27 protein-coding genes are annotated in these 26,732 nt (G+C 44.2%); 11 read left to right on the top strand and 16 right to left on the bottom strand.

What is annotated here, in order from left to right; all coding sequences use genetic code 11:
* Window positions 1–606: 606 nt before the first annotated feature.
* From KJ365_RS09820 to KJ365_RS09830, 3 genes are all read right to left on the bottom strand, one after another.
* The gene (locus KJ365_RS09820) at window positions 607–747 is read right to left on the bottom strand and encodes a PspC domain-containing protein (protein WP_214451485.1); all 141 of its coding nucleotides are present in this window, start codon (window positions 745–747) and stop codon (window positions 607–609) included.
* A 35-nt stretch (window positions 748–782) separates the two neighbouring features.
* Window positions 783–1,001 (bottom strand): nucleoside/nucleotide kinase family protein, encoded by a 219-nt coding sequence (locus KJ365_RS09825; RefSeq protein WP_352109381.1) that lies wholly within the window; start codon window positions 999–1,001, stop codon window positions 783–785.
* A gap of 414 nt (window positions 1,002–1,415) precedes the next feature.
* Complete coding sequence (locus KJ365_RS09830) at window positions 1,416–3,530, bottom strand: tetratricopeptide repeat protein (protein ID WP_214451487.1); 2,115 nt, start codon at window positions 3,528–3,530, stop codon at window positions 1,416–1,418.
* 268 nt (window positions 3,531–3,798) lie between these two features.
* Between KJ365_RS09830 and KJ365_RS09835 the strand changes: the two genes are divergently transcribed.
* Window positions 3,799–5,127: a CsgG/HfaB family protein gene (locus tag KJ365_RS09835; protein ID WP_214451488.1), complete on the top strand. Its 1,329-nt coding sequence runs from the start codon at window positions 3,799–3,801 to the stop codon at window positions 5,125–5,127.
* A 377-nt stretch (window positions 5,128–5,504) separates the two neighbouring features.
* Here KJ365_RS09835 and KJ365_RS16790 read toward each other — a convergent pair whose 3' ends face one another.
* From KJ365_RS16790 to KJ365_RS09855, 6 genes are all read right to left on the bottom strand, one after another.
* Window positions 5,505–6,137, bottom strand: coding sequence for a transposase (locus KJ365_RS16790; RefSeq protein WP_352109379.1), 633 nt, complete (start codon window positions 6,135–6,137; stop codon window positions 5,505–5,507).
* Window positions 6,055–6,591 (bottom strand): transposase, encoded by a 537-nt coding sequence (locus KJ365_RS16795; RefSeq protein WP_250884148.1) that lies wholly within the window; start codon window positions 6,589–6,591, stop codon window positions 6,055–6,057. Before KJ365_RS16795 ends, KJ365_RS16790 begins: the two co-directional genes overlap by 83 nt.
* Before the next feature lie 3 nt (window positions 6,592–6,594).
* Entirely contained in the window at window positions 6,595–6,741 is a 147-nt protein-coding gene (locus tag KJ365_RS16800) for a hypothetical protein (protein ID WP_250884149.1), read from the bottom strand.
* 16 nt (window positions 6,742–6,757) lie between these two features.
* Window positions 6,758–6,952, bottom strand: coding sequence for an IS110 family transposase (locus KJ365_RS09845; protein WP_214451489.1), 195 nt, complete (start codon window positions 6,950–6,952; stop codon window positions 6,758–6,760).
* 265 nt (window positions 6,953–7,217) lie between these two features.
* On the bottom strand, window positions 7,218–7,499 hold the full coding sequence (locus tag KJ365_RS09850) for a type II toxin-antitoxin system RelE/ParE family toxin (RefSeq protein WP_214451490.1): 282 nt from the start codon (window positions 7,497–7,499) through the stop codon (window positions 7,218–7,220).
* Window positions 7,492–7,737, bottom strand: a complete 246-nt coding sequence (locus KJ365_RS09855) for a type II toxin-antitoxin system ParD family antitoxin (protein WP_250884150.1) — start codon at window positions 7,735–7,737, stop codon at window positions 7,492–7,494. Before KJ365_RS09855 ends, KJ365_RS09850 begins: the two co-directional genes overlap by 8 nt.
* 114 nt (window positions 7,738–7,851) lie before the next feature.
* On the opposite strand from KJ365_RS09855, the gene KJ365_RS09860 reads away from it, so the two are divergent.
* From KJ365_RS09860 to KJ365_RS09870, 3 genes are all read left to right on the top strand, one after another.
* A complete protein-coding gene (locus tag KJ365_RS09860; RefSeq protein WP_214451492.1) occupies window positions 7,852–8,475 on the top strand; it encodes a tyrosine-type recombinase/integrase in 624 nt (207 codons plus the stop codon).
* A gap of 309 nt (window positions 8,476–8,784) precedes the next feature.
* Complete coding sequence (gene efpL, locus KJ365_RS09865) at window positions 8,785–9,351, top strand: elongation factor P-like protein EfpL (protein WP_214451493.1); 567 nt, start codon at window positions 8,785–8,787, stop codon at window positions 9,349–9,351.
* Window positions 9,352–9,390: 39 nt separating this feature from the next.
* Entirely contained in the window at window positions 9,391–9,909 is a 519-nt protein-coding gene (locus tag KJ365_RS09870; RefSeq protein WP_214451494.1) for a rhodanese-like domain-containing protein, read from the top strand.
* A gap of 8 nt (window positions 9,910–9,917) precedes the next feature.
* On the opposite strand, the gene KJ365_RS09875 is transcribed toward KJ365_RS09870, so the two are convergent.
* Window positions 9,918–11,309 carry a DEAD/DEAH box helicase gene (locus KJ365_RS09875; RefSeq protein ID WP_214451495.1) on the bottom strand — a complete coding sequence of 464 codons (1,392 nt, stop codon included), beginning with the start codon at window positions 11,307–11,309 and terminating at the stop codon, window positions 9,918–9,920.
* The gene (gene pyrC / locus KJ365_RS09880) at window positions 11,310–12,359 is read right to left on the bottom strand and encodes a dihydroorotase (protein WP_214451496.1); all 1,050 of its coding nucleotides are present in this window, start codon (window positions 12,357–12,359) and stop codon (window positions 11,310–11,312) included. It abuts the gene before it with no gap.
* Between the two features lie 244 nt (window positions 12,360–12,603).
* Between pyrC and KJ365_RS09885 the strand changes: the two genes are divergently transcribed.
* Window positions 12,604–14,343 (top strand): bifunctional lysophospholipid acyltransferase family protein/GNAT family N-acetyltransferase, encoded by a 1,740-nt coding sequence (locus tag KJ365_RS09885; protein WP_214451497.1) that lies wholly within the window; start codon window positions 12,604–12,606, stop codon window positions 14,341–14,343.
* Window positions 14,344–14,411: 68 nt separating this feature from the next.
* Here the strand turns inward: KJ365_RS09885 and KJ365_RS09890 are convergent, their stop codons facing one another.
* Together KJ365_RS09890 and KJ365_RS09895 are read right to left on the bottom strand one after the other, a co-directional pair.
* A complete protein-coding gene (locus tag KJ365_RS09890) occupies window positions 14,412–14,921 on the bottom strand; it encodes a DinB family protein (RefSeq protein WP_214451498.1) in 510 nt (169 codons plus the stop codon).
* 136 nt (window positions 14,922–15,057) lie between these two features.
* A complete protein-coding gene (locus KJ365_RS09895) occupies window positions 15,058–15,579 on the bottom strand; it encodes a lipocalin family protein (protein WP_214451499.1) in 522 nt (173 codons plus the stop codon).
* 100 nt (window positions 15,580–15,679) lie between these two features.
* On the opposite strand from KJ365_RS09895, the gene KJ365_RS09900 reads away from it, so the two are divergent.
* On the top strand, window positions 15,680–16,645 hold the full coding sequence (locus KJ365_RS09900; protein WP_214451500.1) for an aldo/keto reductase: 966 nt from the start codon (window positions 15,680–15,682) through the stop codon (window positions 16,643–16,645).
* Window positions 16,646–16,693: 48 nt separating this feature from the next.
* Here KJ365_RS09900 and folE read toward each other — a convergent pair whose 3' ends face one another.
* Window positions 16,694–17,380 (bottom strand): GTP cyclohydrolase I FolE, encoded by a 687-nt coding sequence (gene folE, locus KJ365_RS09905; protein WP_214451501.1) that lies wholly within the window; start codon window positions 17,378–17,380, stop codon window positions 16,694–16,696.
* A 171-nt stretch (window positions 17,381–17,551) separates the two neighbouring features.
* Here folE and folM point away from each other — a divergent pair, with 171 nt between their 5' ends.
* The 4 genes from folM to KJ365_RS09925 are packed head-to-tail and all read left to right on the top strand — an operon-like array spanning window position 17,552 to window position 22,270.
* Entirely contained in the window at window positions 17,552–18,259 is a 708-nt protein-coding gene (gene folM, locus KJ365_RS09910) for a dihydromonapterin reductase (protein ID WP_214451502.1), read from the top strand.
* Window positions 18,259–20,304: a TonB-dependent receptor gene (locus KJ365_RS09915; protein WP_214451503.1), complete on the top strand. Its 2,046-nt coding sequence runs from the start codon at window positions 18,259–18,261 to the stop codon at window positions 20,302–20,304. The genes folM and KJ365_RS09915 overlap by 1 nt, the downstream gene beginning before the upstream one ends.
* Window positions 20,304–21,368, top strand: a complete 1,065-nt coding sequence (locus KJ365_RS09920; RefSeq protein WP_214451504.1) for an agmatine deiminase family protein — start codon at window positions 20,304–20,306, stop codon at window positions 21,366–21,368. Before KJ365_RS09915 ends, KJ365_RS09920 begins: the two co-directional genes overlap by 1 nt.
* Window positions 21,365–22,270 carry a carbon-nitrogen hydrolase gene (locus KJ365_RS09925; RefSeq protein ID WP_214451505.1) on the top strand — a complete coding sequence of 302 codons (906 nt, stop codon included), beginning with the start codon at window positions 21,365–21,367 and terminating at the stop codon, window positions 22,268–22,270. The genes KJ365_RS09920 and KJ365_RS09925 overlap by 4 nt, the downstream gene beginning before the upstream one ends.
* A 68-nt stretch (window positions 22,271–22,338) precedes the next feature.
* On the opposite strand, the gene pdeM is transcribed toward KJ365_RS09925, so the two are convergent.
* Together pdeM and KJ365_RS09935 are read right to left on the bottom strand one after the other, a co-directional pair.
* Window positions 22,339–23,052, bottom strand: coding sequence for a ligase-associated DNA damage response endonuclease PdeM (gene pdeM, locus KJ365_RS09930; protein WP_214451506.1), 714 nt, complete (start codon window positions 23,050–23,052; stop codon window positions 22,339–22,341).
* Window positions 23,053–23,055: 3 nt separating this feature from the next.
* Window positions 23,056–25,548 (bottom strand): ligase-associated DNA damage response DEXH box helicase, encoded by a 2,493-nt coding sequence (locus KJ365_RS09935; RefSeq protein ID WP_214451522.1) that lies wholly within the window; start codon window positions 25,546–25,548, stop codon window positions 23,056–23,058.
* A gap of 164 nt (window positions 25,549–25,712) precedes the next feature.
* Between KJ365_RS09935 and KJ365_RS09940 the strand changes: the two genes are divergently transcribed.
* The gene (locus KJ365_RS09940; protein WP_214451507.1) at window positions 25,713–26,732 is read left to right on the top strand and encodes a ligase-associated DNA damage response exonuclease; all 1,020 of its coding nucleotides are present in this window, start codon (window positions 25,713–25,715) and stop codon (window positions 26,730–26,732) included.

The following is a 26,732-nucleotide window of genomic DNA, read 5'->3' on the forward strand; positions in this document are numbered from 1 at the left end:
AAACGACAACGACAGCTCCGAATCCAGAAGCAGATGAAGGTTTTCGGTTCTCTCTTTCCGCTTCTTTGATACATATCCAATAAAACACATACAGCATATAACTGCGCATAAATGAAAACATATGGTTACTCCTTCCCCTTTTAGCCTGTATTTCTATCCTATTGGTAAATTAGTTAAACATATAGCATGGTTTCTAGAAATTTGGTGTTTTCATTATTCATACTTGAACATTATCTGTGTTACCAACCGGAGTAAAAGAAAAATAAAATATCTTTACCACTCCTTGGTTACAGTTGTCTTTTAGGCTAGCTCAGATTGTTTAAATATTGAGTTGTGTAAGTTTTGTATGACGTGTTAATTCAAAATGTCATGCGAAGGTAGGCTATTAGTAGAGGAATTGCGAAATTAAAGTGCTATGTCTGCTTTTGGATGTGAGTTGACAATCTGAAAACTGGTTTAGGATGACGTTTTGTTCAGAATATTGTGCTCATAAGTAATGTCGTTAATCTTGGACGCTGCTGCCATCTGACCGGTACAGTACCTTTCCATAGATAACGCACTTATCCACCATCTTTTGCACAAAACGGATGTATATTCATTCACTCCTCAGTTGGCAATTCCAACCTCAGAATGCAAATAGCCAATAAAAAGAAGCTGTAAACGGTTCAATTCTATATCGTAATAATCGGCAAACCCTCTAAGAGTGCCGGTTATCATGCCGTGCTGAGACCTGGTTAACACTTTCATATCGAATTCCCTTTTTTGTGCATCTAGTCGGTCATTTATGGCGCGAGTAACTGTTTGAGTAACTCACTGTGTCGCGCACTTTGATTTCCTAGCGTGAGCGTCTGGCTGTTCACAATACTGATGAGATCACGAAGGGCTAGGTGAAAGTCGTCATTCACAATCACATAATCAAACTCACGATAATGAGACATTTCAGACACGGCCTGGCGCATACGAGCGTCGATAATCTCGTTGCTGTCTTTACCGCGTCCAATTAAACGCTAGTTGTCAGGGACAGTTAATATTTAACACATCGCCTATTTTTAAAAACGACACATATGGTAGCATACAACTCGGCTTGGTTGACGCAAGAAAATAAACGGTAATAAGCAAATAAAGATACCGTTTCTCGTCAGGCAATAGCGCAACTTCATATTACGTTACCGCAATATTAGAGGAAAACATGAGTCAACAGCAGTTAGAAAGCGTTATTCAACAAGCTTCTGCAATGATGCTGGCAGAAGACTTAACGAATACACAATAGCGATATTGTGTAGACCAGAGACTTACTTATGGTTCTAAAGTAGTCTAGGCAATGATATTAGTTCTTCTCTCATATGGACACAGTGTGACTTGGTAAAAAAAGGCGCTAATTTAAGAACATCTTAAAATTGAGAGAGCAAAGGGGCCTATATTGGCGAGGCAATTTGTGCGAGTAACTCTGGCGACCGCTTATAAATCGAACAAACCTGCGATATTTCCTGCCATAGGATTTGCCCTTTTTCACCTTCGCCGGCTTTATAAGCTAACCATGCTAGGTGGCTTCTCTCTTTTAAGCCTAGCTGATTTTTTTGATTGAAAAAGCCGTTTACTTTGTCCACAAAATCATGGGTGATCGTAAAGTTATGTTTGATTTGCTTTATCTTAGTTTGGTAATAGAACTTATGGAAATCGATGCTGACATTCGCATTTTGAATAAGTTGGTCTCGCTCAGTTACTACAAGGGCTTCTGTATAATAGTGTAAAGCCTCGTCTGCGGAACCCATCCGCAAGTATACCTCGCCCAAGCTAGCCCATACTTGATGAATAGCAATTTCTGGTTGTTTTTGAATAGCTAATAACTTTTGCTCGGCAGCTTGCTTGTAACGATTTTGATAAAAATAAACTGAACCTAAATTCTCATAGCCGATGTAGTTATTTTGAAAATTATCAATGACGTCTTGATATGTCCGTACTGCATTTTCTAATTCACCAAAACACATCTGTAAAGTGCCAAGGTTTGCCAAAATAATTTCGTGCTTAACCACTTTAGAGGCAGCCGCAAACTGCTCTTTGGCTTTGCCGGTTTCCCCTCTTGCAAAATATAAATTTCCTAAGGTGTTAATAGCATGCCAATGTCGAGGAGCTAAACGCAAAGCCTTTAAAGCAAGCTCCTCAGCTCTGTCTGCATCTTCACTGTTTGACGATTGATTGTACAAGGCTAAATATGCTCCAGCCCAAGTCGATAATGAATCCGCGTCTTCTAGGTCTGGCATTATTACAGCTTCGATCGCGTTTACCGCTTTAAGAGCTTCGCCAGTATGAATCAGCAATTCGGCTCTTGCAGTCGCCACCGAAGGCACATCTGGCGAGAGTTGCTCTGCCTTATTACAATACACAGCCGCCTTTTCAAGTGATTCACTTTCATTCTGTATCCAGCTATATCTTGCAAAGGCCCTACATAATTCTGCATACGCCAATGCATCGTTCTCATCTACAAGAATGGCACGCTCAAACAGTGTAATGGCATTTTGATAAGCATCTGCAGAGTGACTTAAAAATAGAGCGTTTTTTCCCTTTGCAAAATAGGTATGAGACGCTGCCGACACAGAGTCGATGGTGTCGGTCGCTTGTCCATTAATAAACTTCAGTACTTGCTGCACAATTTTAACATTCGCAGGCCTTGCTCCTAAAGCAACTTCCGATTGATGTAAAGTAGATTGATGCAGAACTGCGTGATCTTGACTGGTGTTAATCATTGCCTCAATGCGTGTGTAATTTTCATAATCCGTTTGTGCAAGTTTTAACACTGCATGCGCTTGCCACTTCAAAAGCGCTTCCTGAGCATCTAGGTCGTAGCTGTTTGGTGAACTGGCAAGCACAGCAGTAATACTTTCGTGGGTGTTAAGTAGTTGTATCAGTTGATCTGCCGCTACTTTCATACTGTTAGGTGCCTGAACAATAAGTCTGACCACACCTAAGGGCGATTCAATTTTAGTCAAGGTATTCTCGAACGTGCTCGATTGATAACTCAACAATCCATAAGCGGCAAATACAAATAGCGATACAAAAGCGAAATAAATGAAACTCTTCTTATGAAGATATTTATGCATCAGCCCTTTGGGTTTGAAACTGGCCTGCGTAGGCTCGGTTTCTTGGCATTCTGAGGCCTTATGATTATCGGTTTGAATCTCTGACTCGTGCTCGATAGTCCTAGATTCAGCCACATTATGTTGCGTGTTTTCATCAGCCGATTGAGATTGCTGGACCTCTACCACTGCCTCAAACTCTTTGTCATCTCTAGCGAGATAAATAGTATGTGCAGATATTCCTAAGGCATTAGCAATCCGGGCGAGGTTATGGGTCGATACTGCTTGCTCTCTGAATACTTTATTGACGAGGTCTTTAGGGGGTTTGTCGATACCTTCATTTATAGCGATGTATTTTGCTAAATCGGTTTGAGTGTCAAAACCGGCGTTTAGCATTGCGGCCTCTAGCTTTTCTCTAGACGCCCTTATCCCTCTTTTTCGCTTTCTAGCATCCATATTAACTTTGGCGGCAAATAATGCGTGCTTTTTATACTATACAAACCAATGAGTTAATGCACGACTTTGTTAGATTTTACTTTTCTAAAAAACAAATACGAATAGATACTTAACGCCATATAACGACACTTAAGGGCTAAGTGACAGACCAAGAGCGAATAATGGTTTGTGTCGGTTACCGAAGCGAAGTATATCTAAGATTCCTAAGTTAAATGTATCGCTCCACGTTTACTTACCACACTGATTTACCACATTGAGGGATGAACGCATGCAAATTAAACACTCATTGATGAAACTGCAGTCTAAACAAACGATGCTCGGGATAGCATTGGCGACATCTTTATTGATAACAGGCTGTATGTCGACCACCCCGTCACTAGGCGGTAGCAGTGGCAATACCGTTACAGGCGGGGCTGCTGGCGCCAATACCGAAAACGCAAATAATTCTTTAGAGCAATGCGATGCTCCTTTAGGCACCTTAGCGCTGTTTGAAGACCGGTCTTTACCATGGTGGGGCGACTACCGTAATCGCTACCCAAATTTAGGCAGCACCGAGCCGGTTATTCGCACAATGATTCAACAATCCAATTGTTTTGTGGTGGTCGAGCGCGGTGCCGCGATGAATGCTATGAACAGAGAGCGCGAACTTATGCAGTCAGGGCAGTTGCGCTCCGGCAGTAATATTGGCGGCGGCCAAATGGTCACCGCAGATTACACCGTAAGTCCTTCCATACAGTTTTCAGCGAAGGGAACCGGCGGTTTAAAAGGTGTTGCAGGAGGTTTATTTGGAAGCATCGGCTCAGTTATTGGCGGCGGCTTAAGTAAAAACGAGGCCGCGACCACCTTACTCTTAGTTGACAACCGCTCTGGTGTTCAGGTGTCTAGTGCCGTAGGTAGCGCCGGCAATTACGACTTTGATATATTTGGTGGATTCTTTGCCGGCATCGCTGGCGGCGCAAAAGGGTTTTCGAACTCCCCCGAAGGTAAAATTATAACAGCAGCATTTGCGGATTCTTACAACCAAATGGTGATGGCGCTTCGCAACTATAAACCACAACAAGTGCAAGGTGGCCTCGGCATGGGCGGTCAACTTACCGTGGATGGTCAGCGACAAGCCACCGAGGGTGCAAGCATTGTTGCTGCCCCGCAAAATAGACCGACGGTGGTTGTCGAAACCAGAAATACTAGCAGCATTACCACAAACAGCGATTTTAAAGGGCGAATTAACGCCTATGACGAACGCGCTATGCAAAAATACTATGACCATTTAAAAAGTGCTGCTGAAACACTCTCTGGCTTTGCCGAGATAGGTAGCATGGACGCCACTGGCCCAGGCGGTATGGATTATAAAACGGCTATGCGGAGCGCTGTTAATATTTTCAGTAATCAAATCGAAAGCGCCTCGATTGAACTAGAGGCATGGCCTTCAAATGCAAAAGCTGAAGGCTGGCGCGTGCTCGGCAGCCGCATAGAGCGCTATACAGAGATGTTTTATAAAAGTCGTGACGCGGCAGTAGAGGCGGGTAAATTAACACCTGAGATATCATCAATGTTAGAGGGTATCACACTATTGAGTAAGGCTGATTTTGTAAATTAAAGCGTTACGATTTACTGAAAGGGCGATGGACTGTGTTAATGAATCTAATTTAAGCTTGGTTATTGTCGCTGGCAGACAGTCTTTGCTATGACAAATAGCAGTAACTGACAGGTTTTGGATGCAAAAATTATTAATTAAGCTTGTGGCCAAATTAGCTTTGGGTATAAGGGGAATTAACGCTGTTTACTACCCTCTGTGGCAGCTGGCCTTTTGATTTGATCGGTTTGTTGAAATGTCGAATTGTGTAAGTTTTGTATAACGTGTTAGTTTGCAATGTCTTGCGAAGATAAGCTATTGGTAAAGGAATTGGGAAGTTAGAGCGCGAATGTTCCCACCATGTAATAGTGTGTTTCTTTCACTCTTGCAGTAAAGGTAATCTATGCCCCAAAGTTGAAGTCACGTTGAATAGTAAAATCGTTTGCGTATAGTTCTGCAGGTGGTGCACGCAAAGGGGGCAACAATGTTGTTTGCGCAGACCTTGGGTACTTTTTATCTAAATGCTTCAGTATTTTTTGAATAATGTGGATATCTATTATGCAAGCGATGATGCTTACACTGTGATTTTCACATTTTTCGCATTCAGTGATGTCAATATTAAATACTCGCCTTAAGCGCTGGACCCACGTCATTCCTCGCGCATGGTAAGGTTTATCCGAATGTCCGTCCTCTATATTGACGAGTCTAGGGCTGTTCTTACCGCGTTGTGATGCGGTGATCTGTGCTCGAAGGTTACTGTTAGGCGCGAATACGCCGTAAAAACGCGTAAGGTTGAGTCTAGGTGGTGGAATGAGAGCGGCTAGTTTGCCAATAAAGTCGATAGGGTCAAAGAACACGTGTGTAGTGCCGTCACGATAAGGGGTTTTCAATTCATAGCGCACTTTTCCATGGTCAGTCATGCTTAAACGTTGCTCACTAATCGCTGGGCGGCTAATGTAGCGGCACAGTCTTTCTAATTTTTCCGTGTAACGAAAAACCTGAGGTGTTAGCCAACTGACCATATTCGCCGCCATTACTTACAGGGAGTGTCTGTAGTGTAAACACCTTTTGGCCTTGTTGAGGGCCCATCGCTATGCGATAGCTGACGGAGGCTCCTTGCAATTGGAGGAGGCGATCTTCCTCATCAACAGGCAAGTTGAGAAAACTTTTTTTTTCACGCTCAACCAAACCTACTTTCTCAAGATATCGAGCGATGCGATGACTGATGGTGTGAACTAGTTCGACCATGTCGCTATGGGACAGCGCTTTGATGCGAGTAAATGTCGTGCCACCCCATGGATTTTCGCTAATCGCGCCTTCTAAGAACAACATGTGGAAATGGATATTTAGATTGAGGGCGCTACCAATACCCAAAGAGCGGGCACGTGCTCGCTGAATAAGGGTAACTGCCCCAGTTTTCGCTTGTTTGTTGGTAAAGCCTGCTTTGTTCACAATGTGCGTGGAAATGGCGCGATGAATGATTTGCATCACTCACGTGCCCGCTCTCTGGGTATTGCTCAATTCACTTGGGTTTCTTGCTAGCAACAGCCGAAGAGGAATGGGTAAGCTTAAGACCCACTGGCGAATTGGATAACCAAGTAATACATCATCTACAAGAAGCGCTGCACTTTCTGCCATTCTTCTGGCACCACAACTAGGGCACAACAGCGATATTGCCTTTTACTCGCTTATGCAAATTAAGTAAATACTGCTCAATTGCTTCTGGCGTATGCTCAATCACGTAGTAATTACGCGCGTCAACATCGCCTACTTGCACACATAAATCGTGTTTTTTATCTGCCCAATCTAACCCTATATAGGCAGCAAACTTTGCCTTCATGCCATTCATGACAAATCTCCTAATAGTGAAATTTGCTATGTACCCTTTACTCTTCGAAATGAATATTGACAGCTATTTGTTAAAAGCACGCCCTGGGTGTTCGTTGTAAGTAAAGGCACTTGATGCATCGAAAGAAAACCGGGGATCATCGAATGATCTTGGATGGTTATTCGTATGCAACAAGCACATAAACTTAATCATCATAATTGATGAATATTTAAGGTTGAATGACAATATTTGGATGTGCTCTGTCTGTCATTTTATACCAGTCTAGTTATAGTTTTACCGGATATTTGCGTATAACACGCGTTATCTCTATGAAGTTTTCGCGCTCGATGAAATAGATGGAATACGTTTGATAGATTGCTCTGCGATATCCTTTGCGCACTTCATCAATTCGGGAAAATTGAGCAGGGTTATTAATGATTTTAGGGAATACACTGAGCAAACCTTCATAAAACTCAAGTGCCACACTAGTCCCAAAATGTGCTTCGCCGTATTCTAAAATGTCAGCGAGGTCCATTTCTGCGGCAAGAGTTAGCCTATAGTTAGACATTTCTGTGGCGCTTTTCTTTGAACTCCTGCAAAATTTGTTCAGCGGATTTGGTGGAATAGCCACTTTGCTCACCCATAATCAGCGCCTCTCTGATGACATTAATGTCTTCGTTTCGACGTTGCTCTTTGCGTATTAAGTCTCTTAGTAATTCGCTGTCGCTAGCGTATTCGCCGCTTTTTAACTGACTTTGCATCCACTCATTTTGTGTATCAGTAACAGTGATGCTCTTCTTAATCATCCTCATAATTCACCTAATAGCTTCATTGGTAGTATTTAATAGTATTATAAGTGGCATTTGTATTGCAATAAGATTCTCAACGTCTACGGTTAGACTTAATTCTGGAGAATAGTTATGTACCCACTTGCCGTTTATAAGAAAAAAGAGCCTTGGAATAAGGGAAAACTAGTTGGCCAAAAATTAGCTTTGAAACAAAAACAAATATGGGCAATTCGAATCAGGTTAGAAATTTCAGGAAATGTAAGAGACCTAGCATTATTTAGTCTTGGTCTAGATAGCAAGCTTCGAGGTTGCGATTTGGTAACCCTGCGAGTCAGAGATATAGCGCTTGGAATGAATATTCAATCGAGAGCTAAAATAATTCAGCAGAAAACAGGGAGACCTGTTCAATTTGAAATCACAGAACAAACACGAGTGGCCATAAAAGCATTGATTAGAAAAGATGCTCTTGATAATTCCGACTATCTTTTTAAATCTCGTATCAAGGATTCACCGCATCTTTCTACGAGGCAATATAGCCGTATTGTCGATGGGTGGATAAACTCAATCGGATTAGAAGGGACGCACTATGGCACTCATACGATGCGGCGAACCAAACCCTCTTTGATCTACAAAAAGACAAAAAACATTAGGGCTTGTCAGTTGCTCCTTGGTCATTCCAAATTAGAGAGTACAGTTCGATATCTGGGTATCGAAGTTGATGACGCACTAGAGATATCAGAGAGCATCGATATTTAAATCACTTTAATCGCCAACGGCGGCTTTTGGATGCATTTTGTCAGTCATTTAATTAGAAAAAACTACAAAGCATGGGTCAAGCTACCAACTTTTGCACAAAACGGACGTAAGTCCCTTTCCATTTAAATCGTTACTTCCAACCTCAAAATGCAAATAGCTAAAGAAACTAAGCGTGCTTTTTTGGCGAACAAACAGACGTCAGCAACTCTCGCTCAGAGCTTATGCTTATAATTTTCACCTCAAGTTGCCACGCTTGAATATGTCGTTTATTCTTGCATCCCTTGTTACCTACAAATAAATAAGACGCTCATGCCAAAAGCCAGTGAAGTGAAAAAGAACGCCGTAATAGAACACAATGCGAAAGTCTATTTTGTAAAAGATATTGCAAAGCTCACCCCGAGTGGTCGCGCAGGCGCCAGTCTTTATAGGATGAGACTCTACGAGGTAGCAACCGGCGCAAAAGCAGATGAGAGCTTTAAAGCCGATGAAATGATCAATCTAGTGGACTTTAGCAAGAAAAAAGCCACGTTTTCATATGTTGATGGCAACGAGTATGTGTTCATGGATAACGAAGATTACACGCCCTATTCACTCGACAAAGAAACGATTGCCGAAGAATTATTATACATCACCGAAGAGACCACCGGATTGCAGGTGTTAATTGTTGAAGATAGACCAGTGGGTATTGAGCTGCCTGCATCTGTTGATTTAGTGATTACTGAAACCGATCCCTCCATTAAAGGAGCTTCGGCAAGTGCGCGAACTAAGCCAGCAACGCTCTCTACAGGCTTGGTCATTCAAGTGCCAGAATACATATCCACTGGCGAAAAGGTCAAAGTAAATACTCTCGATGGTAAGTTCTCGAGCCGTGCCTAAGCGTTTTTTCGTCGGATAGCATGGCGGTAAGGAAGACAAATGGGCGTCATCGACATATCTGCGCAAGAAGCGAAAGCGATAATCGATAAGCAAGGCGGGGTTCTCATAGACGTAAGAGAGCCTGCTGAGCATGAAAATTCTCATATTCCTTCTTCGGCGTTGCATCCGGTTAACAGCATTCGCGCAAAAGACATCGGTGATTGCGAGCATCCGCTGGTCATCTATTGTCAGCGCGGCATTCGCGGTCAAACCGCAGGCAAAAAGCTACTGAGCGAAAATCCCACCCTACAGATTTACAATATTGCAGGGGGAATAGAGGCTTGGCAAAAAGCAGGGTATCAAACACAACAAAGCCAAAGCAGTGGCGTGTCACTAGCGGCTCAGGTAACGCTTACGCTTGGTATTGCCACCTTAATTTTTATTGCGCTTAGCATTGTAGCAACGCCTCTTTTTTGGTGGGCGTCTTGGCTAACAGGCTTGTTACTGGTGATTGAGAGCACAACGCGATTTTTCGGTCTTGCTAGGTTTTTTGCCTTGCTTCCCTGGAACCAAACATAATCCTGCGCTTACAACTTACGCGCACGAATGCGCTTACCTTTCACCCGTTCTTCTCTAAACATCGCGAGCGTGCGCTTTAAACTTCTCAGTTTGACTGCTGCAAATGATTTATGAGTGCCTACCTGTATAATCCCGATGTCTTTTGCGGGTATCTTAGCTTGCTTGGTAATGGCGCCTAAAATATCTCCTTTACTAAGCTTTTGCTTTTTACCCGCATCAATCTGTATCCCGGTATACAATGGCTCTTTTATGCGATTTGCATGGAATCGAAGCGCTTGCGCCGACTTGATGGGAATATCCTCAGGCAACTGGGCGTTAAACCCAATCAATTTAGTTTCGTCTAAATCGTCGATTAACGTTACCGCTACGCCCTTTTCACCGGCTCTTCCAGTGCGGCCAATTCTGTGGGTATGAATATCTAAATCATCGCTAATACGATAATTAATCACCAAGCCAACACTAGCAATGTCTAAACCTCTAGCCGCAACATCGGTAGCAATCATGACGTTTACGCAATCGCCTTTAAATAGCGTTATGGCATTGCTTCGTTCAAACTGCTCCATTTCGCCTTGCAACTGAACGACTGAAAACCCATCATCGGCAAGCTGACTGGCTAAATTCATCACTTCAACACGAGTCTGGCAGAATACAATCGCAGAGTCTGGCTGATATTCGCTTAGCAATGCAGCAACTGTATATTCTCGTTTATCAGGTAGCACTTTATAAGCAATTTGCTCAATGTTAGCTCGGCTATGTGCATCATCAAGCACAATGACTTCGGCGTTTCGCTGATATTGCTCGTTAAGCTTTTTGATATTACCACCAAAAGTGGCTGAAAATAATAAGGTTTGGACATCGCTCGCTTGGCGATTTAACGCGGATAATATCCAGTCCATTTGATCAGAAAAACCCATATCGAGCATGCGGTCTGCTTCATCTAAAATAAGCGTCTTCACGCCACTTAGGTCGAGTTTAGACTGCCCAATAATGTCCATGATGCGCCCAGGAGTGCCAACCACCACCGCCGGAGCGTGCCTTAAAGAATTAAGTTGCGGGGCTATGGCTACGCCACCGTACAGCGCTAGAATTTTGGTGTTAGCAATACGCTTGGCCAATAGCTGAAACTGATAGGTTACCTGTTCAGCAAGCTCTCTGGTAGGGCAAAGCACCAAAGCATGAGGGTGTTGCTCAATATTAGGTTGTGTAACAAATTTGTTTAAGGCGGTTAACGCGAATGCCAAGGTTTTTCCACTGCCAGTTTTGGCTTCTACCGCAATGTCTTTACCGCTCAAAAGCGAAGGTAAACAAGCTTGTTGAGTTGCCGTAGGTTCAGTATATTTTAAGTCCGATAGAGACACATTTAGCTCATCACATAGACCATATTGGGCAAAGTCTGACATTTAGTTTACATTCACCTGAGTCAATTTCCATGCTAGCGATTCTCCCGCAAAAAACGGCACAATATCATCACCTGTTGATAGTTTGACTATGCTTGGCACAGACCATGGTTCTTTGCTTAAGGTAATGGTACCGCTGTTGCGCTCAAGCCCATAAAAATCAGGACCATAATGACTGGCGAACCCTTCTAGCTTGTCTATGGCATCTAGGTCTTCAAACACTTTTGCATAAAGTTCAATAGCGCTCCAGGCACTGTAGCAACCGGCGCATCCACACGCCGACTCTTTATTATGCTTTTCATGAGGGGCTGAATCAGTGCCTAAGAAAAACTTTTTCGACCCACTTTTTACCGCTTCTCTAAGCGCTTGCTGATGGGTATTGCGCTTTAACACTGGCAAACAATAATTATGAGGCCTAATCCCCCCGGCCAAAAGGTCGTTGCGGTTTAACAACAAGTGTTGGGGTGTGATGGTTGCTGCCACGTTGTCTGATGCGGCAAGTACAAAATCCACGGCGTCTTTGGTAGTGATATGTTCAAACACCACTTTCAAGTCTGGGAAATGATTAACGATGTCAGTAAGGTAGCGGTCAATAAACGCTTTCTCACGGTCGAAGATGTCAATCTCACCTTCTGTTACCTCACCGTGAATAAGCAGTAACATGCCTACTTCTTGCATGGTTTCAAACACAGGATACAGTGCTTTAATCCCTTTTACAGCCGCGTCTGAGTTGGTCGTCGCCCCTGCAGGATATAGCTTACTGGCAACAATACCATTTTGCTTGGCTTTTCTGATTTCTTCACTTGTTGTGCCGTTAGTTAAATACAAAGTCACCAATGGCTCAAACAAACTGCCCTTAGGGGTCGCATCATGAATACGCTGCTTATATGCAAGCGCCATTTCAGTTGTGGTTACCGGCGGCACCAAATTTGGCATCGCAATGGCGCGGCGAAAACAGCGAGCCGTCGCAGGTACGGTTTCGTGGAGCATTTCTCCATCGCGAAAATGAAGATGCCAATCGTCAGGCGTTTGAATCGTGATTTGTTCGGTCATGGTAGGTACGTTTGCTATATGCTTTGTAAAACTAATGCCCTAATTATGCACTAGAATCACCGAAACCGCATGCTTTAGCGAGGATTTGCGCAACTATTATTCAATAATAGAAAGCGAATAACTGTGATCTTGGGTGTAACGCCTGCAAATACCGTCAATCTCAATTGACTTAGAGGGGATATGAAATAAACTGACGATGATCATGTTCTACTATAAGAGATTACCCTAGGAAGCCATAAAATACATGTCTCAAGTCATTAGCATTAACAATCTTATTGATAAATCTTCCTTGAAGACACAAGCGCTTGCTTGGGTACTCGACCGCTTGCTCGGAATTGCAAAGATGAATGAGTTGTATCAACTTCATCAAATGCAGGGACTAAGTAAAGAAGCGTTTGCTGATAAGCTCATTGCCTTATTAAAGCTCAACATAACCGGACTTGATGCGCTGAAGCAACAAATTCCTACGTCCGGTCCGGTGGTGATAGCCAGCAACCATCCTTTTGGCGGGATTGAAGGGGTTATCTTAGCCCGCGCAATTGGCGAAGTGCGTCCGGATCTAAAAGTACTCGCGAATAAAGGTTTAGGTATTTTCCGTGAATTAAAAGACTACTTTATTTTTACTAATCCACTTTCGCAAAAAGACCCTCGCAATGGTCCGAGCCTTCGCCAATGTATTTCGCATGTAAAAAACGGCAAGGCATTGCTTTTGTTTCCTGCTGGCAAAGTTTCTTATTATCAAGCACAGAAAAATGCAATTTCTGAGCACACGTGGAATAAAATTGTCGGCCGGCTTATCAGCATTAATGATGCTCAATATGTTCCGGTGTTTGTCAGCGGAGAAAATTCGAGCATGTTTTATCGCATCGAAAAAGTGTATTTTCGTTTGCGGATGCTTTTTCTTGGTCGAGAGTTACTGAATAAAACCGGCGCTCATATAGACATTCACACCGGCCACCCTATTTTAGAAAAACAGCTCAAAGGTGAAAGCTTTGAAGAGAAGGCTGCTTTTGCCAGAAGCTTAAGCTACGCCCAAGATGGAAAATGGCGATATCAATGGCCTGCAGATACCGTAACCGAATATAAGCCGCTTCACGCTCCTGTACCAAGCGCTTTAATTCGCGAAGAAATTAACGCGCTTCCTGGCGAGCAAACACTTTCAACGTTTAAAGGTTTCACCGTCTATTTTGCGTATCAGCATCAAGCGCCCAATATTGTCACTGAAATCGCAAGACTACGTGAGCTGGTATTTCGTGAACACAACGAAGGGAGCGGTGAAAGCATTGATACCGATCATTTTGACGCAACCTACACACAGCTATTTATAGTTCGTGACGAGGATGCATCCATCATTGGCGCATATCGCATTGGACGCACCGACCAATTAATTGAGCGTGATGGTCTCGATGGGCTATACCTCAATAAAATGTTTAACTTCCACCCTGAATTTATAAATAGGAAAGGCCCGAGCCTTGAACTAGGCAGGTCATTTTTAATCCCCGAATATCAAGGTTCCTATCAAGGTTTGCTACTGTTGTGGCGAGGCATTGGTGCACTTGCCTGCAAGTTCCCTCAATATCGATACTTATACGGCACTGTTTCCATTAGTAAGCTTTACGATCCTAGAAGTGTGAGCTTAATTAAACGAGTATTGATACAACAAAACCAAAGGCAGCATGTACAAGCTCGCCACCCATTTGATTTCCCCCCCCACCAAGAAATTGAAGAGTTTTGTCAGCAATATGATAGTCGTGCGCACTTATCAAGCTGGCTAAAGAGCATTGAAGCGGATGGAAAAGACATCCCAATACTTGCAAAACAATATGAGAAAATGGGCGCTCAATTTCACGCGCTTGGCATAGACACAAGCTTTAACCATACACCGGGGCTGTTGCTAAGCGTCGATTTAGTCAAAGCACCTACAAAGTTGCTTAAATTATATTTGGGCGAGCAACACGAAGCGTATTTGTCACACCACGAGTAACAATATCGTTACTCGTTCAAATCCAGACAATAACCAATTAGGCTATACGTTTACTTTATTTGCACGCACTAACTGGCGTTAGTTTGCTGCATGTGAGTGATAGTCGCTGGGGCGTAACCAAAAAGTTCAGGGATTTTTTTGTTCTGCATACCACATATAATACGAATCAAAGCGTAGTGGTGAATAGCGTGACTGCTAGCAAATACGAGTTCTCGTTCAAGGGTCGATGTGCACGTGGCAGATTTGGTGTGGTTAATATCAATTTCAGTGGTGACGAGTAATGATTGCTCACAGTCCTTGGGCGCTAAACCTAAGATCCATGATTGGATCTCAGACAAGGCATCTATTGCCGACTGGGGAAACTGCTCAACCTTGTTATGCCGATGACGGATGTTATAGTCTACATGACCCTTTTCAACGCCATTTTTCAACGCTAAAAAATGGTCCAGCACATGACGAATATGTGCTCCAACACTGCCTGAAAAATGTGGTTTTAATATTTTCTGGTATTCGGTGGGCGATATTCCTTGCAGCAACTCGATAGCTTGCTCGATAACTGCATTGTAACTATTTGACATTAAGCTTCCTTAAAGTGGGCTCATGTTCTATGTTTGAGCCCTAGTTTCCTGTGCATTGAACGCGAATCCAACACCGATGGTATTAGTGTAGACCTAGTTTTGTCCATTTTCATTTCATTTTTATGACAGCTTTTATTCAAAAACCATGCTTCACGTATATTAGTTGCTCGGTATCAAAGCCTAATTCATTCGCTTGTTGAACTAAACGGTCGACAATTTTTGCGTCTAATTGCGGCGTTCTCGCCAATATCCATAAAAAGCCTGTATCAGGTCCGGTCACGAGGGCATATTGGTAATTGTCTTTATCTAAATCAGCGATAACATAGCTTGCGTAAAACGGGCCAAAAAATGAAACTTTCAAGTGCCCTACCGACTCATCACCCACAAAATACGCCTTTCCCTCCGCGTATTCCCACTCTTGAGCTTGAGTATTAAAACCCTTGTTTAAAACATCAATGCCACCATCTTCGCGCAAAGTATAGGTGGCGGTAACTTGGTTTAGGCCCCTTTCAAACGAGTGATCTAAGCGTGCTATTTCATACCAAGTACCCAAGTATTTTTCTTTTTCAAAACCTTTTATGGGCTGCACACCTTCTGGTATCCCTGTACAGGCGCCAAGTAACATCACAAACACTAAAATTGATATTCGCTTAAACATGCATCACTCACATTTTTTTGCCGTTTAGTGCAATGTTACAAAACGGCAATATTTGTTAGACTCGCGCTATTATAGCACGCAACTTTTTTTGGAATACACGATGTCGACAATCCCCATACAAAATCACTTTAAGCACGCCAGTCGCATGATTTTTGGTGCTATGCAAATCGCTTCTGCCAGCGATGCTCAAGGCATTGAGAAAGCCGATGTAAAACGCACCCACATGCTGTTAGAGCATTGTCTATCGGTTGGCATTAACGTCATTGATTTAGCCGATATTTATGGGCTCGGTAAAGCCGAAGCATTGATCGGTAAGGTGTTTAAGCAAAACCCCAAGCTTCGCGAGCGCTTTGTTGTGCAATCAAAAGTTGGGATCCGACTCACACCAAGCGTTGATATTAAGCATTATGATTTATCGCCAGGCTACGTAACTCGCTCCCTTTATGCGAGCCTTGAAAGGCTAAATATAGACTACTTAGATATTTTATTTTTACACCGTCCCGACCCACTCATGGAGGTCAAGCCGCTTTGTGAGGCCCTACACAACCTACACCAACAGGATACCTTTGACTTTTTAGCCGTATCTAACATGCATGCTGGGCAAATGGCACTGATTCAAAGCAATACGGATATCCCTGTCATTGCTAATCAGCTGCAGATGAGTCTAGCCCACCACGGTTTTATTGAAGATGCGATCACCACAAATATGCCCGCGAACAGCCAACATGGCTTTCCTCGTGGCACCCTAGAATATTGCATGCAACAAGATATTCAGTTGCAAGCATGGGGAGCGATGGCGCAAGGCCAGTTTTGTGATTTAGAGGCGCGTGACCCAAATATTCGTGCAACCGCTGCGCTTATCAATACGATAGCTGAAGAGTTAGACTGCCATGCAAATGCGATTGTATTGGCTTGGCTGATGAAGCACCCGGCAGGTATTGCGCCTCTCATAGGCACCACGCAGTGCGAGAGAATTACGCAGGCGTCGCAAGCGATGTATGTTAACTTGAGCAATCAACAATGGTATGAGATTTTACAAACCCGAAGAGGGCAGGAAGTGCCATAAAAAAGGCTGCGTCAAAGCGCAACCTTTATAGTCTTCTACACAATACGTTTATGCTCTGAAAAACTCGCGTTTCAGGTCATTATCGCTCTTAAAAGCCCCGCCTAATGATGACGTGCGTGTGTAGGAGCTTGTATCGCGAATACCGCGAGACTTTACACAATAGTGAGTCGCATTGATGCTAACCGCCACGTCTTTAGTGCCAGTCAGCGCTTGTAGTGCCACCATCACTTGCTGCGTCAAACGCTCTTGCACTTGTGGACGCTGTGCAAAAAAGCCAACTAACCGATTGATTTTTGATAATCCAATAACGGTTTTGTTAGGGATATACGCAACAGATGCCGTACCGTCGATGGTCACAAAGTGGTGTTCACAGGTGCTTGTTAGGCTAATGTCGGTGATTTGCACTGGTTCATCTATCGACATTTTATTTTCTATTTGGGTGATTTTAGGGAAGTTGCGATAATCAAGGCCTGAGAAAATCTCATTCACATACATTTTAGCAATACGTCTAGGCGTGTCTTGTAAGCTATCATCGGCCAAATCTAAGCCCAATGTTTCCATGACTTCTTGCATGGCAGCTTGAATACGAACGCGTTTTTCTTCGTTAGAAAGCTTATTTTTAACCATCGGCGTTTCTAAACCATGAGCGACCAACGCATCACGCACAATAATTGCTTGTGGTGATAATAACGACTCTGTGGCTTCATGCATTACAATAGCTTCTTTTGCTAACATAAGTTGTCCATTTGTTGTCTTAGTAAACTGGTATACGCATATTCATGCAAAGATGGTTTACAATTTAGTCAGACTAATTAAATTTGCGCGATCTCAGACCCGTCAGATTGCGTACCCACACTACTTTGTTTATTTGAACCTTGTTTAGAATCTAGGATAAAGACTCCCCCTATGACAGCACCTATACTCATTACTGGTGGCGCACAACGTTTGGGCCTTGCCATTGCACACAGTCTGTTAGACCAAAACATGCCCGTAATTATAACATACCGCTCAGAAAAGCCATCAGTGGGAGAATTAATGCAGCGTGGAGCAATTGCTTTACAGGCAGACTTTGCAAGCGCACAAGGTGTCGATGACTGCATTGAGAAGGTCTTTAGTCATACAAAGCAGTTACGCGCCATAGTGCACAATGCATCTGACTGGGACCAAGAATCTGACAATACCAATAGCCACGAACTCTTCCAAAAAATGATGCAGGTACATGCAAACGCGCCCTATCGCATCAATTTGGCGCTTAAAGAATTGCTCATCAGCGATGACGGCTTCACCGATATCATTCACATGACAGACTACGTGCAAGAAAAAGGCAGCAAAAAACATATCGCCTATGCCGCAAGCAAAGCGGCACTGCACAATCTGACCCTTTCGTTTAGCAGTCTTTTAGCTCCCCATGTAAAGGTCAATAGTATTGCACCTGCCTTGGTGATGTTTAATGAACACGACTCTGAACAATACAAACAAAAAGCCCTGAAAAAGTCATTATTAGAAAATTGCCCGGGGGCCCAAGAAGCGGTCAAAGCGGTCAATTTTCTATTAGACAGCGACTATATCACCGGACAAACCCTGCACCTTAACGGTGGGAGACACTTAAAGTAATGATTTTTGTTAAACCGAAGAAAGTGGCTCTAACCAGTGCCCTTTGCTGTTCACTGTTTACTTTTAACGCATACGTTGGCGCAAATGACGAGATTGAAGTGGTGAGTGTCACTGCGACAAAACAAGCAAGCGCCATTGAAGATGTGCCGGCAAGCCTATCTCTAATCGACTCTGAAACACTAGCCTTGATTGAAGCGCAACACATTAATCAAGTCCTGTCTCGGGTAGCTGGCACTTGGATAAGCCGCGGCAATGGCCAAGAGCATTTAACCGCCATTCGCTCAGAAGTATTAACCGGCGCCGGCAGTTGCGGTGCTTTTTTCATGGCCGTCGATGGCTTGAGTCTGCGTGCTCCGGGGTTTTGTAATGCTAATCAACTGTTTGATGCCAATAGTGAGCAAGCCCAAAGAATAGAAGTGTTAAAGGGTCCTGCAAGTACGTTATATGGCACAAATGCGCTGCATGGCGCGATTAACATCATTAGCCCTGACGCCTTCGCTAAACCACAAAACAATGTAAGCTTACAACTTGGTGCCTACGATTTTGCGCGACTGTCTGCAGAGTATTCTTGGCAACAAGACAATCAAGCCTTTAGCGTGTTAAGTAACGTGACACAAGAAAACGGCTATCAAACCGATAGCGGCTATGACCAACAAAAAGTCACCATGATTTATCAGCGCCAAGGGCTCACATGGGACAATAAAACCCTTATTGATATTGCTAATTTGAATCAAGAAACCGCCGGTTTCATTCGTGGTTTTAAAAGCTACGAAGATGAAGGCTTCAGACGGATTAACCCTAATCCCGAAGCGTTTCGAGATGCTAAGTCATTACGAGCTTACAGCGAGTTCACCCGCGACCTTGCCGACGGTCAACTGAGCATTAGGCCGTTCATGCGTTGGAATGACATGACGTTTTTACAGCACTTTTTGCCATGGCAAGCACTTGAAGAAAACAGCCATAGCAGCGCTGGCGTGCAAACCCAGTACACCGTTGATAATGTTGCAGGCGCCAATTGGTTAAGCGGTTTTGACGTAGATTTTACGCAGGCTAATCTGCGTGAAACTCAAGCAGAAGACTTTAGCCCCAATATTCCAGCAGGCGAGCATTATGATTATGATGTAGACGCCAGCCTTTTTGCTGCCTACGTTCAAGGCACATGGCAATTTAATGCATGGTCTGTAATCGCTGGTGTGCGTGCAGAGCGCACGGAATACGACTACGATAATCTGCTCACCGATGGCAGTGCATGTGCGCCAGACGTCGCGGTATGTCGCTTCACAAGGCCCCCGGATCAAAGTGTATCGTTCACATCACTTTCAGAGACCTTGACGGTACAATACGAGGCAACAGAAAGCTGGTTACTTTATGGAAAATATGCAGATGGATATCGCGCACCTCAAGCAACTGAATTATTTCGCTTGCAGGACAATCAAATCACGGCTGATTTAGATGAAGTCGATATGTCATCGTTTGAGCTAGGTGCGCGTTACACCCTCACTAATCAACGCTTACATCTTGCGATGTACGATATGCAAAAAGAAAATGTGATCATCCGTGATACAAACCGCCAAAACATCATAGGCGGCGAGACGCAATATCGTGGCTTTGAAATAGAATATGTGTGGCAAATGGCTCAAAACTGGCGTTTTTCAACTAATTTAACCTGGCAAAAACACACCTACGAGAGCGATTTAGCTATTGCCAACACAACGATAAAAGGCAATCGCATAGATACCGCGCCTGACCAACTGCACGCGGCACAACTGTTTTACCAAGCGAGCGAAAAACTGAGCGCAGAAATGTCGCTACAATATCTATCTGACTACTATTTAGATCCTCAAAATACAGCTCAATATGATGGTCATACACTTCTCGACTTTACCTTACGCTATGCTCTGAGCGATAATATCGACACTCAAATAAACGTATTTAATATTACTGACGAAGACTATGCCGAACGCGCCGATTTTGCCTTTGGTAGATATCGCTATTTCATTGGTCAACCGAGACGAGTGTTCGCCAGTATCAATTGGAATTTTTAATGCCTAACAGCCACACATTACCTTCACTGACGCTATTGCCAGAATGGGCACGACAAGAGGCAGTAGTATTAGCTTGGCCGCATGGTCAAAGTGATTGGCTACCTTGGTTAGACCAAGCCCGTGCCACTTACGTTGAGCTGATTACCGCAATTAATGCAGCGGGGGCAGCGGTAATATTGCTTTGCGATGACAGCGAGTATGGCATTGCAAAATCTATGATCAGTATGCACGCACGCGTGCTCATTGTGAAAGCAAGCTATAACGATACTTGGACACGAGATTACGTCTTTGTGACTTGCGAAAGTGAAGCAGGTAATACGCCGGTAGAGTTTACATTTAACGGCTGGGGCCAAAAATTTAATGCCCAAAAAGATAACGAGATCAACAAAACCCTAGCGCCATTTTGCCAGCAAGCGCTTATCACCTGCGCTACTGTGCTCGAGGGCGGCGCGATAGAAATCGACCAGAACCAAATCCTGATGACAACGGCATCTTGCTTATATAATCCAAAGCGTAACGGCGATATGGACGATGCAAGCTATACATCGATGTTTTCGGATTATCTTGGTGCGCAACAAACATTTATTTTTAAACATGGACACTTAGAAGGTGACGATACAGATGGACATATCGACACCTTAGCACGCTTCACACCGCTTAGAGGCATCGTGATGCAAAGCGCATTTAATCGTCCACAAGACCCTCACTTTAGTGAATTGAACGCACTTCGCAATGAAATACAAAGCACCTTCGCCGATTACAGTCTGTTTGAACTGCCACTGCCGCATATGACCAATGCTGAGGGTGATAGGCTACCTGCATCCTACGCAAACTTTCTGATATGTAATCAGACCATACTTGCCCCCATCTACAATCAGCCTGAAGACGCAGTCGCAATCGAAGTGCTGCAAAAAGCCTTTGCCAATTATAAAATTGTACCTATCGATTGCTCAGTGATTGTGCATCAATTTGGCAGTTTACATTGCATCACCATGCAAATTCCTCACAATACGCTTAAGCCTGATATTCTTGAGCGCGTAAACAATGGAGTCGCTTCGCTATGACATCTCAAACAGCTGCCAGAAAGCTCAAAGTGGGCTTAGTTCAACAATCGGTTTCATCCAACGATAAAACCACAAACTGGCAAAAATCTGCACAGAAAGTGCGCGAACTCGCGGCAGATGGTTGTGAATGCATTTTGCTCCAAGAACTGCACTCAACGCTATATTTTTGTCAAAACGAAGACGTAAATGCCTTTGATTTAGCTGAGCCTATCCCGGGTGACGCAACTGCCTTTTTTGGCAAACTGGCAAAAGAATGCAACATCGTATTAATAACGTCTTTGTTCGAAAAGCGTGCAGCAGGTCTTTATCACAATACCGCTGTGGTCTTTGATCGAAGCGAAGCTATTGCCGGTAAATACCGCAAGATGCACATTCCAGATGATCCGGGTTTTTACGAAAAGTTTTACTTCACCCCAGGCGATTTAGGCTTTACGCCCATCGACACCTCGGTTGGCCGTCTTGGCGTATTAGTTTGCTGGGATCAGTGGTACCCAGAGGCAGCAAGATTAATGGCGATGAACGGCGCAGAAATTTTGTTTTATCCCACCGCAATAGGCTGGGATAAAACTGATACTATTGATGAAAAAAGCCGTCAACAAGGTGCTTGGGAGACGATTCAGCGCGCCCACGCGGTAGCCAACTCCTTGCCTGTAATTGTTGCTAATCGCGTTGGTTTTGAACCAGCTCCGAACCCAGATGATTCAGGCATCGATTTTTGGGGCCATAGCTTTATTGCTGGTCCACAAGGCGAGGTACTCGCGATGGCCAGTGACTCACAAGAAGCCACCTTAAGTGTAGAATTAGACTTAGCAAAAACTGAAGATATTAAACGCATCTGGCCCTATTTTAGAGACCGTCGCATTGACGCATACGACGCTATTACAAAGCGCTGGGGAAGTTAATCAAGCTCCCCCCCCTTTATATTAAATGCATCATGTAGTATGCAAGCACTTACACGCTTTACGGGTAATTACAGCATGTATAGCTTATGATGATAACTCATCAGTATTTGCGGTGAGGCGTTGCCAAACAGCTTTTTAATTACCGGATCATCACTCGACAAGCCGCCGGTGTACTTTCCAAACGCCGGCATCAACAGCAGCGTTTCGCCAACGCAGAAAGACTTACCGCTCACATATTGATTCACTAAACGATAGCGCGTTTTGGGGTGATAGTGACCCACTACCTGCGCATGGCAATGGGCATATTGCTCGAGCACTTCTGGTTCATGCACAAACAAAATGCCATCTAAGATAAGATGATGATTACGAGTGCCCAGTAGTTGCTCTGGAATGTCAGGATCATGATTGCCTAAAATCCATATCCACTGCTCTACACCTTCAACCAAGGTGTTAATTGCTTCTATTTCTTTGCGCTCAATACGCTTACCAGCATTGCCATCGTGAAAACTGTCGCCAAGGCATATTACTTTTTTAGGCTGATATTGCTGGACTAACCCCATCATCCTGTGAATGGTTTCTTTGGTATCGAAACGCGGTAAAGGGTGCGCAAATTGCGTGAGAAAACTGCCTTTTTCAAAGTGTAAATCAGAGAATACTAATACATCGTGCTTTGGCCAATAAAGCACCCCACGCCCATCGAGCACCATTCGATATTGCGCAAAGTTAACAGGGATAACCATATTTTCTAAAACTAGGTTTTTTATGATTTCAACGTTTATCATGATTTAATCTGCACCACTTAAAAGTGCACGTATATCCTCCATCATATTCTCAGCCTCTTGATACAAGTTTGCCTGCTCGAGTAGCATTTGCGTTCCAGCTCCGGTAACGATTTCACTTCTCACATCTAAAACAATGGGAATGGCCATGGGGGATGGCTTACTTAGCGCTATAAAATCAAAAGCACCGTCAAAGCGGATCAATAAATCTGCAGTGCGCGATAAGTCGAGTAACTCACGCTCAGCGTCTTCTCGCGTCACCCTTAACAGGACGTGATCTTTGTCGTACTCGCGCAGCGTATCGTAAATTAAATCGGTTGAGAAAGTCACCTGTCGCATGCTTTTTTTAGTGCTGTGATATTGTTGCTCAATTAAGCCGCTGACCACGGCAACCCTTCTAAATGAACGTTTTAACATCGCCGCTTCAAGCATCCAGTCTTCTAATTCGTCGCCTAAAATATCGGGGTTGAACAGCTTTGGAATGTGATGCTTTTCGACCTTTTCAATAGAACAAATAGACAAACCATAATCGGTAATCGAAAAGCTCAGTGGATGCAGCCCCATCTTTTCCATGCGTCGCGTGATCAGCATCCCTAAGGTTTGATTGGCCTTGCGCCCCTCAAAAGTATAAAACAATACATACTGAGCTTTACGAAACGTAAACTGCTCTATCAGCACTCGATCAGGAGCGGGGATCATAGAAAACTTACGCTGTAGCTCGAGCCATTCAATCACTTGCTTAGGGAGCTGCTGCCAAAGATCAGGGTCATTAAGCAGTGCGCGCACCGCATCAGCCAGATAGCTTGAAAGAGGCATTTGACCGCCCACATAGCTGGGTATTTTAGGCTCTTTTGCCTTACCGGGTTTTGCTTCAACCATCATATCTCGAATGCCTTCAAAACGAAGCACCTCACCGGCAAAATAAAACGTGTCTCCTTTGACTAGTTGCTGCGCAAAATACTCTTCCACCTCGCCAATGATTTTGCCTTGGTGAGCTCGGCGCAATCGCTTTACTTTTAACCTACCGGCTTCAACTATGGTCCCAATATTCTGCCGATGGCGCATAATGACCCGCTTTGACGTCGGTTTGTATACATCTGGCGCAACCTCTTGCAACCGGTTGTATCGCTCATATGCCTGCAGCGCATAGCCTCCATCTTGCGTAAACGCCCACAATTGTACGAAGGTGTTAAAATCTAGTGCGCCATACGGCGGCGCATTTAACACTTGCTGATAAATGCCTTCAACACCAGCAGGCTCGCTACACAAGCAGTTGAGAATAAACTGAGGAATAATATCTAGGGCGCCACTGGCAGGTGGATCGCCATCGAGCTCCCCTCGTTTAATTGCATGAATGGCCGACAAACACTCTAGCGCCTCAAACCGATTACCTGGGACCAACAAGGCCTTTGATGGCTCATCTAATCGGTGATTTGAGCGCCCAATTCGCTGCAATAAACGACTAACACCTTTGGGCGCACCCATTTGAATCACTAAATCCACATCCCCCCAGTCAATACCTAGCTCTAACGCAGAGGTCGCGACAATGGCTTTTAGCTTGCCTTGAGCCATCATCAATTCAGTCTTACTGCGCTGCTCTTTGCTCAAAGAGCCATGGTAAATTGCTATCGGTAGTACAAGACTATTTTCCTCCCAGAGCGCCTGAAAAATAAGCTCTGCCGTTGCCCGTGTATTGACAAACACAATGGTGGTTTGGGCATCGTTAATGGCTTTGTAGACATCCTTAATCGCATACTTAGCCATGTAGCCACCAAAAGGAATGCGTGCGTTTGTTTTAAGGATTTTCACCCGAGGCTTGATGCGTGTTTTCGCCTCAATTAACGCGCAGGGGTCGCCACTTGGTCCTAGCCAACTTGCCAACAGTTCTGGGTATGCAACCGTTGCTGATAAACCAAAGCGCACAAAGCCTTTGCACAGGTACTCTAAGCGAGCAAGTGCAAGAGAGGTAAAATCGCCGCGCTTAGTATTCGCAAAACTATGGGCCTCATCGATGATCACGCATTTGAGATTTGCAAAAATACTCGGAGCATCGGTATACGAAAGCATCAGCATTAATGATTCTGGCGTGGTGAGTAATATATGAGGCGGTGAGCGACGCTGTTTTTGTCGTTGATAAGCGGTGGTGTCTCCGGTGCGAGTGGCCACATCGATATTGAGCTGCATTTGTGAGATTGGCTGATGCAGGTTGCGCTCAATATCGTGGGTAAGTGCTTTGAGAGGCGATATATAAAGGGTGTGTAAACCAATTTTTTTGTTTGATGACGGATTTTGTTGTTGTTGAAACAAATCTATCAAGCTCGGTAAAAAACCAGAGAGTGTTTTGCCCGCGCCAGTAGGGGCAATCAATAAACTAGATTGGCCGCGCACAAAGGCAGTTACCATTTTTTTCTGGTAAGGCCGTATAGTCCACTGCTTTTGCGCAAACCAGCTTTGAAAAAGCTCTGGGATGCGCGCGCGTTTGTTTGCCTGCTGGCTGATGATGTTTTCCTTACCACATAAGTCACTACGTCAATTTTTACTGCCATTGCAGCGCTTCAGTTTACTGAACCCAGATAAAACTTTGCTTGCTCCGCTTGCGTATGCATAAACCTAAAGCGTTTGTGTGCGCATTTTAACAATCTTTACCAGAGCAAGGAGACGCCATGCCGCGGGCATCGCATCCAGAAAATTGGATTAAAACCAATCAGCAAGGCTTATATTGCCGCGCACTCGATGCCTATATTGACCCACTCGAGCCTGTTAAACGAGCCATTATTACGCATGGTCATGCAGATCATGCGCGCCCCGGACATCAGCATGTTTTTGCTACTCCCGAAACCTTAGGCATTATGAAGATACGCTACGGAGACGATTTTTGTCAGACACCGCATCCGATGCCGTACGGGCAAGTCGCCGATATTCAAAAAGGGCAACTGCACTTTGTACCCGCAGGCCATATTTTAGGCTCAGCGCAGGCAGTAGTTGATTACGCGCAGCATCGATTAGTATTATCTGGGGACTACAAACGTCATCACGACCCAACCTGCCCGCCATTTGAAGTTACCCCCTGTGACGTATTTGTGACTGAAGCAACCTTTGGCCTACCTGTTTTCAAACACCCTCACATCAATGACGAAATGAAAAAGTTACTAGACTCAATGGCGCTTTTTGAACACCGATGCCATTTAGTGGGCGTGTATGCCTTAGGAAAATGCCAACGCTTAATTCTATCGCTGAGGGAGCTCGGCTATCACAAGCCTATTTATTTACATGGCGCACTAGTTAATCTGTGCACGTTTTACGAGGAAAACGGTGTTGATTTAGGGCAATGGATACCGGTCAGTGAAGTAGAGGACATAAAATCCCTCGCCGGTGAGTTAGTACTCGCTCCGCCTTCTGCACTCAACGATAGATGGTCTCGCAAACTGCCAGATGTGATCACCGCGATGGCATCTGGATGGATGCAAATAAGAGCGCGCTCTAAGCAGCGCCGCTCAGAGTTACCCCTCATCATAAGCGATCATTGCGATTGGCCTGAGCTGATTCAAACCATCGAACAAGTTAACCCTCAAGAAGTATGGGTCACTCATGGGCGCGAACAGGCCCTTGTGCATCAAGCGCAACGCATGGGTTACAAAGCAAAAGCCTTGTCTTTAATTGGCTATGATGAGGATGAAAGCTGA

The sequence above is a fragment of the Glaciecola sp. XM2 genome, assembly GCF_018595715.1.
Lineage (GTDB): Bacteria > Pseudomonadota > Gammaproteobacteria > Enterobacterales > Alteromonadaceae > Glaciecola.